16 protein-coding genes are annotated in these 14,229 nt (G+C 40.9%); 8 read left to right on the forward strand and 8 right to left on the reverse strand.

Features of this window, described 5'->3' with window-relative positions:
• Position 1: 1 nt before the first annotated feature.
• The 6 genes from IIB39_01250 to IIB39_01275 are packed head-to-tail and all read left to right on the forward strand — an operon-like array spanning position 2 to position 3,843.
• Positions 2-394, forward strand: coding sequence for a hypothetical protein (locus IIB39_01250; GenBank protein ID MCH8927325.1), 393 nt, complete (start codon positions 2-4; stop codon positions 392-394).
• 34 nt (positions 395-428) lie between these two features.
• Positions 429-1,478, forward strand: a complete 1,050-nt coding sequence (locus tag IIB39_01255; protein ID MCH8927326.1) for a hypothetical protein — start codon at positions 429-431, stop codon at positions 1,476-1,478.
• Between the two features lie 35 nt (positions 1,479-1,513).
• Positions 1,514-1,897, forward strand: coding sequence for an NUDIX domain-containing protein (locus IIB39_01260; GenBank protein ID MCH8927327.1), 384 nt, complete (start codon positions 1,514-1,516; stop codon positions 1,895-1,897).
• Positions 1,898-1,900: 3 nt separating this feature from the next.
• Complete coding sequence (locus IIB39_01265; GenBank protein ID MCH8927328.1) at positions 1,901-2,185, forward strand: helix-turn-helix domain-containing protein; 285 nt, start codon at positions 1,901-1,903, stop codon at positions 2,183-2,185.
• Positions 2,178-2,660, forward strand: a complete 483-nt coding sequence (locus IIB39_01270; GenBank protein MCH8927329.1) for a type II toxin-antitoxin system VapC family toxin — start codon at positions 2,178-2,180, stop codon at positions 2,658-2,660. The genes IIB39_01265 and IIB39_01270 overlap by 8 nt, the downstream gene beginning before the upstream one ends.
• Positions 2,650-3,843, forward strand: a complete 1,194-nt coding sequence (locus IIB39_01275) for a dipeptidase (GenBank protein ID MCH8927330.1) — start codon at positions 2,650-2,652, stop codon at positions 3,841-3,843. Before IIB39_01270 ends, IIB39_01275 begins: the two co-directional genes overlap by 11 nt.
• Positions 3,844-3,851: 8 nt before the next feature.
• Here IIB39_01275 and IIB39_01280 read toward each other — a convergent pair whose 3' ends face one another.
• From IIB39_01280 to IIB39_01305, 6 genes are all read right to left on the reverse strand, one after another.
• A complete protein-coding gene (locus IIB39_01280; GenBank protein MCH8927331.1) occupies positions 3,852-4,178 on the reverse strand; it encodes a hypothetical protein in 327 nt (108 codons plus the stop codon).
• Positions 4,111-4,797 carry a Crp/Fnr family transcriptional regulator gene (locus IIB39_01285; GenBank protein MCH8927332.1) on the reverse strand — a complete coding sequence of 229 codons (687 nt, stop codon included), beginning with the start codon at positions 4,795-4,797 and terminating at the stop codon, positions 4,111-4,113. The genes IIB39_01280 and IIB39_01285 overlap by 68 nt, the downstream gene beginning before the upstream one ends.
• A 111-nt stretch (positions 4,798-4,908) precedes the next feature.
• Positions 4,909-6,540, reverse strand: coding sequence for an arginine--tRNA ligase (locus IIB39_01290; protein MCH8927333.1), 1,632 nt, complete (start codon positions 6,538-6,540; stop codon positions 4,909-4,911).
• Between the two features lie 5 nt (positions 6,541-6,545).
• Entirely contained in the window at positions 6,546-6,863 is a 318-nt protein-coding gene (rsfS, locus tag IIB39_01295) for a ribosome silencing factor (GenBank protein MCH8927334.1), read from the reverse strand.
• Positions 6,864-6,946: 83 nt separating this feature from the next.
• Positions 6,947-7,477, reverse strand: coding sequence for a LytR C-terminal domain-containing protein (locus tag IIB39_01300; GenBank protein ID MCH8927335.1), 531 nt, complete (start codon positions 7,475-7,477; stop codon positions 6,947-6,949).
• A gap of 136 nt (positions 7,478-7,613) precedes the next feature.
• On the reverse strand, positions 7,614-8,081 hold the full coding sequence (locus IIB39_01305; GenBank protein ID MCH8927336.1) for a hypothetical protein: 468 nt from the start codon (positions 8,079-8,081) through the stop codon (positions 7,614-7,616).
• 193 nt (positions 8,082-8,274) lie between these two features.
• Between IIB39_01305 and IIB39_01310 the strand changes: the two genes are divergently transcribed.
• Together IIB39_01310 and IIB39_01315 are read left to right on the forward strand one after the other, a co-directional pair.
• Positions 8,275-10,392, forward strand: coding sequence for an acetate--CoA ligase family protein (locus IIB39_01310; GenBank protein ID MCH8927337.1), 2,118 nt, complete (start codon positions 8,275-8,277; stop codon positions 10,390-10,392).
• Between the two features lies 1 nt (position 10,393).
• A complete protein-coding gene (locus IIB39_01315; protein ID MCH8927338.1) occupies positions 10,394-10,654 on the forward strand; it encodes a hypothetical protein in 261 nt (86 codons plus the stop codon).
• On the opposite strand, the gene IIB39_01320 is transcribed toward IIB39_01315, so the two are convergent.
• Both IIB39_01320 and topA read right to left on the reverse strand, forming a co-directional pair.
• Positions 10,655-11,968 carry a glycine--tRNA ligase gene (locus IIB39_01320; GenBank protein ID MCH8927339.1) on the reverse strand — a complete coding sequence of 438 codons (1,314 nt, stop codon included), beginning with the start codon at positions 11,966-11,968 and terminating at the stop codon, positions 10,655-10,657.
• Positions 11,969-11,980: 12 nt separating this feature from the next.
• Entirely contained in the window at positions 11,981-14,209 is a 2,229-nt protein-coding gene (gene topA, locus IIB39_01325; protein MCH8927340.1) for a type I DNA topoisomerase, read from the reverse strand.
• Positions 14,210-14,229 lie beyond the last annotated feature (20 nt).

Below are 14,229 nucleotides of genomic sequence, written 5' to 3' on the forward strand. Positions count from 1 at the left end.
TGTGGGGTTCTCCGTCGACAAATCATATATACTTCCGATAATATTCTTTTCGCTATTCGGCTGCTCAGATAGTGAAAGTCTTGGTGAGATAAGTTATAACGATCAAATCCAGGAATCTATTTTCATATTTTCATGCAGTACGGCAGCTTGCCATGACGCTTCAAGTGCGGGCGGACTGGATCTGACATCATATGCCACACTGATGACAGGCGGAAACAGTGGATTAGTGATTCAGCCCGGAAACGCTGATGAAAGCCCGCTGATATGGAGCGTGGAAGGAAGAGACCCCGTTGGCAATCCGGTAAACATCATGCCAAAGGATTTACAACCATTGTTAAGGTCGGAAATAAACATCATAAAAGATTGGATTGATCAAGGAGCTAAAGATAATTAACTATAAAAAAATATTTATTCGATTCGTAATTGTGTTGGCTGTATCTCTGACAGTAGCATCTCCAATACGCAGTCAGGAACTACTGCATTTCGGGATCAATGAAATAGATTCCCGTTCTATCGGGATGGGATTAACAGGCATTGTGGATGCGTACGGCCCTTTATCGGTATTAAGAAATCCGGCTCTGAACCGGTCCGGAAGAGCGCTGAGCTTCAAACCGCTGTTTCAATGGAATGGAAATAATAAATGGGGTGATGTAATTGCCATACCGCGACAGCTGAGTGGGACAGGAAACGGATCTTCGTCCGTTATACCGAATAGCTTATTAGGACTTACGTCGAGATATTTTGGCGTTATTGTGCAGGGGAAAGGCACAACAGTGGGATATATTCATTCGAACAGGGACGAGCTATTATTCAATGACGGTTTTGGACTTTTCGATCCACAACCGAAATTTTATGGCAGACACGTAGAATCTGATTTTTTGTTCGCCGGATATACGTTTAATATTACCCATCGGAGCAGAGTCGGTGTTCTCCTTAAAAATTTCCGCATGATGGATACAGGCTTGCGATCAATTAATGCAACTTCCCTGAGGAGCGCCAATGACGTTGATGATTTTCTTGATGAGGAAGGCTCCCGCGTTGAGACTAATGTAGGAATTGATCTTGGCGCATTGTTCACTATGAATATCCTCAGAAGACCAATAACCGTTGGAGTGGCGATTAATAACGTAGCGACTGACTCGTTGTTCGGATTTAAGCCGCCGACTTATGTTAACGTCGGTCTTGCTTTGGTTCCGTTTAGTGGTCTCCTATTAGAAGCAAATGTTGTGAATAGATTAGAAAACGATAATAATTCTTCTGACGTAGAATTTCGATTCGGAGTAGAATATATCTTTAGCGGAATCCGAATCAGGTCCGGAATCGCAGGGGAAAACGCTTCTTTTGGTGTCGGTATCGGTGGAGAGGGACTGAGTCTTGATTATGGTGTAATTGAAGTGGATCATAACAGTCTCAATGGCGGGATAGTAAAAGAAACTTTTCAATCGTTTCAGATCAGCGTCAGCGGTCGTTTTTATTGATGGAAACGTTTGAGCAAAATTCCGCAGGATTTATATTGTTTAAGGACAACGGAGAACGAAAATATTTACTGCTGAAACATGGAATGAACTATTGGAATTTTCCGAAAGGGAAAATAGAATCGGGCGAAAGTGATTTGGACGCAGCAAAACGAGAATTGTATGAAGAAACCGGATTAGATAAAATAGAGATCATAGATGGTTTCGAAGAGAAGTTCGGATATACATTTCTTGTGAAGGAAGGCTTGATAAAGAAAGTAGTAAAAATGTTTCTTGCTAAGTATCTTTATGGATCAATCAATCTTTCTCAAGAGCATGAGGAATATCAGTGGTACGTTTTTGAAGATGCGGTGGTTATTTTGAAATTTAATAATATTAGAAAATCACTCAAAGTGGCGGATAAATATTTATCTGATAAATAGAGTATGCTGAAAAAAGTTATGACAGCGGATGAGCTGGCTGATTATCTACAGTTCAGTCGCTCAACAATTTACAAAATGGCTCGCGCGGGAACAATCCCTGCAATAAAATTCGAAAATGTTTGGCGATTTTCAAAAGATGCCATTGATTTATGGCTTAAAAATCAATCTGTGGAGAATTACAGGGGTAGCCTTGAAGAACGCGTAGGCACGCTTGAGCATGTAGAGTTCAGGACATTTGAACTTCACCTTCGATCGGATTTGTCGAAGAAGGCCTTTTATAGTGGTTAGAGATAGCATACTGCTAAATACCGACGTGCTTCTGCATGCAGCTGATTCGTCTTCGCGGCTTCACCTATACGCTCTAAACGTTCGTGAACTGGCAGTTAAGAGTGACATTAAGGGGTGTGTCAGTATGGGAGTGCTGAGTGAATTGATGGTTGCTTTAACCAGCGAATGGCATGTTCGAAATCCCATAAGCTCTTCGGATGCTATTGCCGAATATGAAAAATATATAAATCTTAAACCTATTAATAAGATAATCAACCTGATGAATTCGTATAAAACGATAAATAATTTAGTGAGAGATTACAATCTTAAGGGCACAGATATCAGACTCGCCGAATTAGTGGCAACTATGCTGGATAACAGGGTATACAAATTGTGTACCTTCCAGCTGGAAGATTATGAACGTTTTACCGAGATCGAAGTCTTGAATCCTTTCGAGTTCGACAACAGGCAAACTAATATTCAATTTGGAGATTAATCTGAAAACTATATTTTTGATTTTCCTTCTGTTGCTGATTTCATGCGGAAACGATGATGAACATTTAAATTTCCATCATTCGTCATTTGTAGCAGATCTTCATGATGATACTCCCCTTAAGATTTTGAAGGGGTTAGATTTGGGTGAGCGAAACACCGTTGGACAGATAGATATACCCCGTATGAAAGAAGGCGGGATGGATCTCATATTTTTCGCTATCTGGATGGATTCCATCAATTACGTCGATAACGATAATGCGTATAAAAAGGCAAATGAAATAATTGATGCCGTAGAGGCGGTAGAACAAAAATATCCTACTAAAATAAGGTTAATCAGATCGGCAGATGAAGCACTTTCAACCGTTGAAGATGGTATGATTGCCGGAACATTTGGAATGGAAGGAGGATATGCTATTGAAAATGATCTATCAAAGTTAGAGCATTTTTATTCGCGCGGAGTAAGATACTTTGCTCCAACCTGGAATCACAATACAAGTTGGGCGACAGCGGCAAAATTCGAGTCAACGGATAAATCAGGCTATCCGCTCGGTTTAACTGAATTCGGACGCGAGGTCATCAAAAAATGTAATGAATTGGGTATTATGATTGATCTGTCTCATTCAGGTGAAAAAACCGTAATGGATATTTTAGAAACGACAGAAGACCCCGTGATAGCATCTCACTCTTCCGCATGGAGATTGACACCTCATTACCGAAATTTAAAAGATTCGCAACTAAAGGCCATTGCAGCGGGTGGGGGCGTAATATTCGTGAATTTCAATTCAGGATTTGTAGACAGCACATATAAAAGCCGGTATGATGATTTAATAGAATTTCACAAAAGGGAAGTTGATTCTATTAGGGCGGAACTGGAATTTGAGGATAGAATCGGCGACCTTAATGAGGAAATAGATATACTCTTTAAAAGTGAATTAGATAAAATCAGACCGCCATTCGCAACCATTATTGATCACATAGATTATATCGCAAAACTTGTAGGAGTTGATCATGTGGGATTGGGATCAGATTTCGATGGAGTACGTTCAATGCCTAAGGAAATGGATGATGTGAGTGATTTACCAAAAATAACTAAAGCACTTTTTGACAGGGGTTACTCTGAAGAAGATTTGGAAATGATCCTGGGCGGAAATTTATTAAGAGTATTTAAAAAAGTAACGGGTTAAAATGCCTGTTAAGCACTTGTTATTGCAGATTGTATAACGCTTTCTATATAAACTTTGCTTGAAGTTCCCGGAACCACAAATTTCTCATTAATTAGATAATACGGGGTAACAGCAAGTTTCTTAAAGTTATTTTTTCCATTATTCAGATTTGAAACGTTAACAATATTCAAATTGATTGCTTCAATTTCCACGGTAATTTCTTTGATTCGTTTTATTGCGATTACGCACTGAGGACACTTCTCTGTGACGAAAAGTTCCACTTCAACTTTAGATTCCAGCTCTATCTTTGAGCCCTTTCTCGTTGATGACGATAACTTTACGTCTTTTAAATTCAATTAAACCCTCGCGCTTAAAGTCGTTAAGGCAAGCCGTTGTGGTTTCTCTGGTTGAGCCGATAAGGTTTGCGTAATCATAGTGAGTAAGACTGATATCAATGAGCGTATTACCGTCAACGTCTTTTCCATGCCTTTCGGAAAGGCGGAGTAAGAGAATTGCGAGCCGTTCATGAACACCCCGGAAAACAAGGTCTTCGAGCATATTTTCAATTTCTCTACGCCTGAATCCCATAAGTTTTGTGATACTGAGAGCAAGTTCGGGTTTATTATGGATGAACTCTTCAAAGTCTTTTCTGCTGATAACACATAGATAAGCCTTTTCAATAGCTTCCGCCACTGTTGATCGAGTTTCCTCGTCATTGATGAGTGCGGATTCACCAAATATTTCTCCCGGTTCGAGAATAACGAGTGTAATTTCACGCCCGTCTTCGGATAGTTTAGAGATTTTAACACGGCCTTCCTTCAGCAGGTAAACTTGATCGCTCACATCTCCCGGCAGATAGATCAGGTCTTTCTTGTCGTAATGTTTCATATAGGTGATGCCGTCCAAATGCTTTACTTCCGCATTCGACATACCCTTGAAAATGTTTATTCTCTTGAGGTACCATGTCTTTTCCATTTAACATGACTCCAAATTAGGAAAATTATTTTTTAATAATGTAAGTATAACTACAAAACCTTTTATGGCTAATCCAATTTAAAATTGAAGATGATAGCATCAAAGTCTTATCTACATTGATTCAGGCGCTGAAATACCCAGCAATCCGAGTCCATTTTTCAGTACAATTGCTGTTGCGGAGCATAAATTTACTCGTGCAGCAGAGAGGTCTTTATCATCACTTACTATTCGGTGCTTTTCGTAAAAACGAGAAAACAGTGTCGCTACTTCGGAAAGGTATGTGGTAAGCAAATGAATATGTAAATTTTGTTGAAGATTCAGAATCAATTCCGGCAGTTCACCGAGAGAGAAAATGAGCGCTGCTTCTTCTTTGGAATCCAACAACGAAAGATTCGAGTTTTCAGGATTAATATTATTTTCATTCGCGAGTCGAATCAGACTTGAAATACGAGCAAACGCATACTGTACATAATAGACAGGATTTTCGTCCGATTCCTTTTTTGCCAAGTCTATCTCAAAATTTAGGTGACTGTTGACGCTTCGCATAAGAAAAAAATATCGGAGTACATCCGTACCAACTTCGGAATTGAGCTCGTCAAGCGTGACATAGTTTGCTTTACGGGTGGACATTTTAATCTTTTTGCCCTCTTTAGTCAACGTCACAAACTGATGCAGTAGCACCTGAATCTTGTTACTGTCATAACCAAGCGCGCCTACCGCAGCGACTACATCGGGAAACGATGCGTGATGGTCTGCGCCTAAAATGTCTATAATAATGTCGTAGTTTCTCTGAATCTTATCCACGTGATATGCTATATCGGGCATACGATATGTATATTCTCCGCTGCTTTTAATTATGACTCTGTCATCGTCCGTTCCCAAAGCCGCTGATTTTAACCATACGGCACCATCCTTATCATAAGCCAGATTTTCTTCACGGAATTTATTTACGATTGCCTCAATAGCCCCCGAGCTGTAAAACTCGTCTTCGTTGGAGTACTTGTCCATCCTGATACCGATATTATCAAGGGTCTTTTGAATTTCTGCAAAAATTGTTTTCTCTGCTATATCCTTGAAAGGTGTTATATCATCTGAATCAGCGAGTGAGTCACCTTTTTCATCAAGAAGGAGCTGAGCTATATCAATCAGGTATTCACCTTCATATCCGTCATTTGGGAATTCGGAAGGCTTGCCGAGTTTCTCAAGGTAATGATGTTTGACAGTTTCGCCCAAAATCCTCATTTGTCTTCCGGCGTTGTTGAAGTAATATTCCCTTGTGACTTTATAGCCGGAGAATTCGAATATGTGCGAAACGGTGTCGCCGATTACAGCGTTTCTTCCATGTCCGACGTTTAAAGGTCCGGTAGGATTCGCGCTGACAAATTCAATGTTTACGGTTTTGCCTGTTCCGACATTTGATCTGCCGTAATTCTCGTTGTCCGATAAAATCCTTTCGATTATTTTTGTTCTGTATCCAACACCGAATTTAAAATTTATAAAACCGGGAGGAGCCACATTTACACTCTCAATTTTATTCTTATCAAGGTCAAGATTATCAATTAACGATTGGGCGATCTCCATCGGATTTTTTTTTGCTTTACCCGCCAAAAGAAGAGCAAGATTTGAGGAAATATCTCCGTGCTCGGAACTTTTTGGTTTTTCTAGGGATATATCGGCGATAGAATCAGAATAGCCCAGAGCGCCGGCTGCTTCAGATAATGCCTTTAATAGGTATTCTTTCATCGGTTTTAATCAGAAACAGATGATATATCAGCGTCTGCCCACAGCCTCTCAATATCATAATATTCTCTTGTAGTTCTATCGAATACATGCACGACAACATCAACGTAATCAAGTAACACCCATTTCAAACTTTCGTATCCTTCTACATGCCATGGTTTGGAAACCTTAACGGTGTTATCCTGTATATGATCGACAATAGCTTTCACGTGTAAATTACCGTTTCCGGTCACAATGACAAAGTAGTCGGTCATATCTGTTAAGCCGGCTAAATCGAATATTTTAATTTCTTCACCTATTTTCTCCAAAGCAGCATTCGCTATAATTTCAGCAAGAGATTTAGAACTATAATCAGTCTTCTTGGAAGTGGAAATTTTGATATTCTTATTATCAGGTGGTACCAATTATTCTACGGCAGCTCTCTATTTAAATTGAATGGCGCAAGATGTTTGTAATCTTTTCCAAGTATGACGGTAGCGTCCAATATCAGAGATTTGTTTATTTCCTGAAGCACAGAAAGAGTATCGATATTCAGTATCTCCGCGAGATTCCGTGCGGAATATAAATTTCCCGTTCTATCTTTAACCATGGAATAAATATAATCTGTTCTACCGGCGTCGTCAGTTTTAACAACGTCGAATCCTTTTTCTCTGAGAAAATCGGTGACTTCGGCGGCAATTCCATCAACTCCAATACCGTTTAAAACTTCCACTTTGATATCACGATATTGCTTCTCCATCCACATCTTGCTTGTCAGGGTGGTAGCCTCTTCAGGCAAGCTGATTAATACAGATGAACCGTCTTTTTTTGCTATAAACTGACGGTGCGCCCATGAGTAACCCAATGCAAAAACTAAAATTGTTAAGACAGCAACCGAACTGTTTAAGAATAGGTTACCGGATTTCTTTTTCCGGCGGTTTACACCTGCAGGAGATTTCAAGGATTTTCGCCTGTATCTACGTCTCACCATTAGGAAATTGGCTTGAAGCCTGTAACAGGTAAAAAAGAATTTTCAGTTATTGAAGAATTAAATATCAGAAAATGAGTATATAGCATCCTTACCCGGCTAATAGGACTTAGTATCTCCTGTAGCGAGAATACGGATTTGCTCCATATCTTGGATAATTATTTATACTGAATTTGATTGCCATATTTTCTGTGGGGAAATAACTAATTTCACCACCGCCGACAAACTTTCCCTGATTTGCAGAAGGAGAAGGCGTGTAAAAAGACTGTAACGGGTCGTGAACGTAACCGAGATTCAGGTTAAGAAATATTTTATCGTTAACAGGATAGAGAATTTGATTCATATACAAACCATATGAGCTGGAACGCCCGCCGCCGGAACCGAATCCGACCGAATAGCTTTGGCTCATCTTGACTTTTGAAAAGTCTAAAAATCCGAGTATCGAACTACCGTTATATCCCGTCGGCAATCGAAGACTTTCGGAAATGGTCGGCGCATTATCCTGATTTTTATATTGTGAAAATCCGGCTACAGGCAATGATAATAAAAGTATTGCTGTTAGTATTGTTCTTTTCATTCGATCATCCCTTTAGTGCTGTTAAATAACCCAGCTTACAGAGGAATATATAGGCGTAATAGTCAACTGTCAAGTAATTTTGAACAGAATTGACAGAGATATTACCTCAAAGAATAGCTGATATTCCGAAACTCTTGCTTATAGCGAGGCGATAAGATAAATTTTGAGTTGTAAATAATGTGGGGATAGTGGATTGAAAAAACATAACAAACTTGACGGAATATTCCGACCTGAATCCGTGGCGGTAATCGGAGCTTCAAGTAAGAGGCATTCATTGGGTTGGGAAATATTGAATAATCTGATTTTGTCAGAGTTCAAAGGTAAGGTTTTTCCGATAAATCCTCACGCCGATCAAATTCATAGCATTAAATCGTATAAGTCAATACTTGCAGTCAAAGATGCAATTGATCTTGCCGTTATTTCAATTCCGGCGAGCTCCGTATTAAAAGTTGTGAGGGAATGCGGTAAAAAAGGCGTTAAAGGTTTAGTGGTTATCACAGCCGGATTCAAAGAAATTGGCGGCGAAGGAGTCAAACTTGAAGCCGAGCTGATGAAAATTATTAAAAGATATGGGATGAGAATGGTTGGTCCCAACTGTATGGGCATTATAAATACCGATGAGGATGTAAGCCTAAATGCAAGTTTTGCGCGGGGGAGACCCGAAGCCGGAAAAATCGGGTTTCTTTCACAGTCAGGCGCTTTAGGAGAGTCGATTTTAAGCCACGCGAAAAACCTCGGAATTGGCATTTCTAAGTTTGTGAGCATGGGGAATAAATCGGATATATCCGGTAATGACCTTCTTGAGGAGTGGGAACACGATAAAAATGTTGAGTTGATACTTATGTATTTAGAGAGTTTTGGAAACCCCAGAAAATTCACTCCCATTGCAAAGCGGATAAGCAAAAATATACCGATAATCGCTGTGAAGGCCGGAAGAACAGTTGCGGGAGCCAGGGCTACCATATCTCACACAGGCGCATTAGCAGGAATGGATGTGGCGACAGGAGCGTTATTCGCACAGTGCGGCGTAATAAGGGTCACGTCAATTGAAGAGATGTTCGACGTATCTAAAGCGTTTCTCTCTCAACCGGTTCCGCTAAACGATAAAGTAGCTATCCTTAGTAATGCAGGCGGTCCGGCTATAATGGCTACCGATGCGTGCGTTCGACTTGGATTAGATGTAGTGGAACTTTCGAAAGAGATTCAATCAAAACTCAGAAAAGTTCTGCCAAGGGAAGCGGCGGTTTCAAATCCGATTGACATAATAGCTACGGGCGGACCGGAGCGATATAAGGCCGCGCTGGATATTCTAATAAAGGAAAAGGATATCGGGTCTATAATCTGTGTATTCATTCCTCCCATAACCGTTGATGCGCCCGGTGTGGCAAGAGTTATAGTCGGCGCCAATAAAAAGACGAAAAAGACTATCCTGTCCGTATTCATGTCGAAAAATGAGCAGGAAGAGGGAGTGCAAATATTAAAGAAGGGAGGAGTTCCGGTTTACCTTTTCCCTGAATCAGCTGCGAAAGCCTTATCTGCAATGGTGCGGAGAAGACTCTGGCTCGATAAACCAAAAGGGACTATAAAACGGTTTAAGCCGAAGAGAGAAGAAGTCCGAAAAATATTCAGGAGCGTGAGAAAAAATAAGAGATTGTCATTGACAGCGTCAGAATCATTTAGTGTACTTCAATGCTATGGAATAAAGTCGGTGAAATCGCTCACAGCGAAGAACGTTCTGGACGCAGTTGAAAACGCAGGAAAAATCGGATACCCGGTAGCTATGAAAATTGACAGCCTGAAGGCAAGTCACAAATCGGATGTAGGGGGAGTGATGCTTGACCTTAGAACTCCGGAAGACGCGAAAAAAGCATTTAAAAAAATAGGCGAAAACGCTAAGAAAGCCGGCATCGCAAAATCGGATTACGAAGTATTGATACAGGAATTCAGAAGTGGCGGAGTGGAGACAATACTCGGGGTTCAACAGAATCCGAGTTTCGGTCCGCTGCTGATGTTTGGACTCGGCGGAATTCATGTGGAAATTCTAAAAGACGTTTCATTTGGAATTACTCCTCTCTCAAATATTGATGCAAAGGAAATGGTACAATCCATAAAGGGCTATCAATTGTTGAAAGGAACGAGAGGTCAGGATGCGGTAAACGAAGATGCTATAGAGGATGCGATACAGCGGCTTTCAAGATTGGTAACAGATTTTGAGGATATCGCCGAGTTGGACATCAACCCATTTCTCGTTCAGCCAAAGTCGGTACAATCAATGGCTCTTGACGCACGGATTGTCTTAACAAAAAAATAATATGCCTCCCCGGAAGTTTCCCATTAAACTTAATAAATTTCGGTTCGGAGCAGCATTCATTCTTTCAATAATCTCCTATAACATTGTTGACAGGCTCTCATTGTGGGTCACTGATTATGATCTATGGAAATGGATAAAACTAAATGGATTGCAGGATCAATCTGTTTTTATTCTCGTATTAGCGTGGATAGGATCGCTGATATTGCCTATGTTATTCTGGTATAAAATCGCCGGTCTATTTATGAAAAATAAAAGCGGCTAATTAAGTTGAAAGTTTTTCGGTTAAATAAGAAGTGGCGCTGTCAGCAGCTATCCGCTCTTGCTCCATAGAATCCCTGTCGCGGATAGTGACGGTTCCGTCTTCCATCGATTGTGAATCAACTGTGATTCCGAACGGAGTTCCCGCTTCATCCATTCGGCGGTATCGCCTTCCGATTGCTCCTTTTGAATCATAAAAAGTTGCGAAATGTTTACTCAGTTCGTCTTTGAGTTTTTCGGCAAACTCCGGCATACCATCTTTTTTGATAAGCGGAAACACACCGACTTTGATCGGGGAAAGCTTAGGATTGAGTTTTAAAACCACCCTTTTTTCACCCTTCACTTCTTCTTCTGTATAAGCGTCAAGGAGACAGACTAACAGGGTGCGGTCAACACCGGCGGAAGTCTCTATGACATAAGGAGTATATCTTTCACCGGTCGGTTCATCGAAGTAATCGAGTTTTTTGCCGGAATATTCCGTGTGCCGTTTCAGGTCAAAATCCGTTCTGTTATGAATTCCTTCCAACTCTTTCCAGCCAAAAGGAAATTCATATTCTATGTCAAACGCCTTCTTAGCGTAGTGAGCCAGCTCGTCAGGACTATGTTCATGCAGGCGGAGTTTATAACTACTGATTCCTAAGCCGTCATACCACTTCAGACGAATGTCTATCCATTGTTCGAAATATTTTTCATCGTCGCCCGGTTTGACGAAATACTGCATTTCCATCTGCTCGAATTCTCTTGTGCGAAATATGAAATTACCGGGCGTTATTTCATTTCTGAATGCTTTCCCAATTTGAGCTATGCCGAACGGAATCTTTTGTCGGCTTGTCCCTAAGACGTTCTGAAAATTTACATAAACCCCCTGTGCCGTTTCCGGTCTCAAATATGCTATAGTAGCATCCTCTTCAACGGGGCCGACATGGGTTTTAAACATAAGGTTGAATTTTCGCGCTTCTGTGAGAGATTCTTTGGTCCCGCATTTCGGACATTGCCCGGAATCAAGATTCTTTTGAGGTATTTCATCTTCTTTAAAACGGGATTTGCACTGCCTGCAATCCACCATAGGATCTGTAAACCCCTCAACATGTCCTGACGCTTCCCAGACTTTCGGATGCATCAATATGGAAGAATCGATACCCACGATATCATCACGATAGGTCATTGACTTCCACCAAAAATTCTTAATGTTTAATTTAAGTTCGACACCGAGCGGGCCATAATCATAGGTGGAACCTACGCCGCCATAAATTTCTGATCCGGGAAAAATAAACCCTCTTTGCTTGGCGAGGGATACTATCTTGTCGATAAGGGAAATTTCTTTAGCCATCTAATCTTCCTCGACAGCGGCCTCTGATTCCTTAACCTCGGCTTTACAGTTCGTGCATTGCAGAACAGATTCACCGTCTTTGCCACCCTTTACGACCATAAAAGAATACTCGCATTCAGGGCATGTAACCGCTTTAGGTCTTTGCCAAATCGCAAAATCACAATCAGGGTAATTTGAACAGCCGTAAAATGTCCTTCCCCGTTTTGTTCTGCGGGCTACGAGATCGCCTCCGTCATTCGGGCACTGAACGCCGATTGGAATAGATTTCGTATTTTTACAATCGGGGTAGTTTGAGCAGGCTAAAAACTCGCCGTTTCTGCCTCTTTTCACAATCATATCTCCGCCGCATTTATCACATTTTTCGTCTGTGAGATGTTGGTGAGCTTCTTCGTCAGATTTAAGAGGTTTGGCGCTTTTACATTCAGGCCAGCCGGTACAGGATAAAAACTTTCCGAATCTACCCCATTTAACAATCATAGGCTTGCCGCATTCTTCGCAAATTTCGTCCGATTCCTCTTGCAGTGATTCCTTTATTTCTTTTGATTTTTCCGTTACCTCGTTCAGAGTCTTCTCGAAAGGAGTGTAAAAATCCGAGAGGGCGTCTTTCCAATTTTGGTTACCTGATTCTATCTGATCGAGTTCATCTTCCATCCGAGCGGTAAATTCAACGCTGAAAATATTCGGAAAGCTTAAAACAAGAATTTTGTTCACTGTCATACCAAGTTCTGACGGAACCATTCTTCCTTCGTCTTTCTTCACATATTCCCGATTATATAAGGTAGAAATAATTTGAGAATATGTACTTGGTCTGCCGATTCCATTTTCGTCGAGTTCCTGAATCAACCGACTCTCCGAGAATCGAGCCGGCGGTTTGGTGAAATGCTGTTCCGGCGTTATTTCAAGTAAATTAAGCAGTTCATCAACCTCAATTTTTGAAGGAATGAAAGTATCTTTCTCGCTTTTTGCGTCAGGATAAAAACGTTGATAACCGTCAAAAGTTCTGATACTGCCAACAGTTCTAAAGAGATATTTATCTCCTGCGGAAATATCTATAGATGTCTGTTTGAAAAGCGCCTGATTTGTTTGAGAGGCTACGAATCTTCGCCAAATCAGGTCGTAAAGTTTAAACTGATCGTCCGACAGGCTATGTTTGATGGAATCAGGCGTGAGCTGAACATCAGTAGGTCGGATAGCCTCATGAGCGTCCTGAGCGCCTTTCTTCTTTTTAAAGAATCTTGGTTTTTCGGGAACGTATTCGTTTCCGGCGGTTGTATTGATAAATCCTCGAACTGCATCCAATGCTTCATCGGCTATTCTCGTGGAATCAGTTCTCATATAAGTAATCAACCCGACCAATTCACCACTGTCAATCTGAATTCCCTCATAAAGCTGTTGCGCTATCCTCATAGTGTTTCTCGGAGAAAGACGCTGTCTGCGGGCGGCCGCTTGTTGCAGAGTGCTCGTAGTAAACGGGGGAGCGGGATTTCTCTTCATATCTTTTTGATTTATGTTAGTGACAATAAAATCTGAACTCTTAAGGTCATTGAGAATTGCGGCGGATGACTTTTCGTTATTTATTTCGGGATCGGAGCCTTCAATTTTAAATAGATTAGCAGCGAAGGTTTCATCCATTTTGTCTTTAAGCGAGGCGGAAATAGTCCAATATTCCATCGGAACGAATTTAGTGATTTCGTCTTCCCGTTCGCATATAAGCCGGAGAGCCACCGATTGTACTCTGCCGGCGGAAAGACCGTAGGTAAGAGTTTTCCAAAGAAACGGACTAACCTTATAACCTACAAGCCTATCCATAATTCTTCGTGCCTGTTGAGAGTTGATCTTATCAAAATCTAAATCTCTTGGAGATTCAAGTCCCTTCTTTATGCCGGATTTAGTAATCTCGTTAAATAAGACACGCCGTATATTTCCCTTACCCCCGATAATTTCACTGATATGGAACGCAATTGCTTCACCCTCTCTGTCAGGGTCAGTGGCTATCAGAATTTCATCAGAATTCTTCGCAGCGGTTTTTAATTTTTTAATTATATCGCCCTTACCGCGAATAGTGATGTACTTTGGCTCGAAGTTATTATCGAGGTCTACACCCAATTCTTTTTTGGGTAGGTCTCGTATATGTCCAACCGTTGCTTGAACAGTGAATTCCTTTCCAAGATATTTTCCAATTGTCTTCGCCTTGGATGGTGATTCGACTATAAGTAGTTTTTTTGCCATAAATTTATTTTTTCTCCACT

This window comes from Candidatus Neomarinimicrobiota bacterium, assembly GCA_022573815.1.
Lineage (GTDB): Bacteria > Fidelibacterota > SORT01 > SORT01 > SORT01 > JACZTG01.

What these genes read in the sequence shown, in the direction of transcription:
- IIB39_01265 (MCH8927328.1), top strand. Translation starts at nt 1,901, where the DNA reads ATGCTGAAAAAAGTTATGACAGCGGATGAGCTGGCTGATTATCTACAG.
- IIB39_01285 (MCH8927332.1), bottom strand. Translation starts at nt 4,797, where the DNA reads ATGGAAAAGACATGGTACCTCAAGAGAATAAACATTTTCAAGGGTATG.
- IIB39_01290 (MCH8927333.1), bottom strand. Translation starts at nt 6,540, where the DNA reads ATGAAAGAATACCTATTAAAGGCATTATCTGAAGCAGCCGGCGCTCTG.
- IIB39_01305 (MCH8927336.1), bottom strand. Translation starts at nt 8,081, where the DNA reads ATGAAAAGAACAATACTAACAGCAATACTTTTATTATCATTGCCTGTA.
- IIB39_01315 (MCH8927338.1), top strand. Translation starts at nt 10,394, where the DNA reads ATGCCTCCCCGGAAGTTTCCCATTAAACTTAATAAATTTCGGTTCGGA.
- topA (MCH8927340.1), bottom strand. Translation starts at nt 14,209, where the DNA reads ATGGCAAAAAAACTACTTATAGTCGAATCACCATCCAAGGCGAAGACA.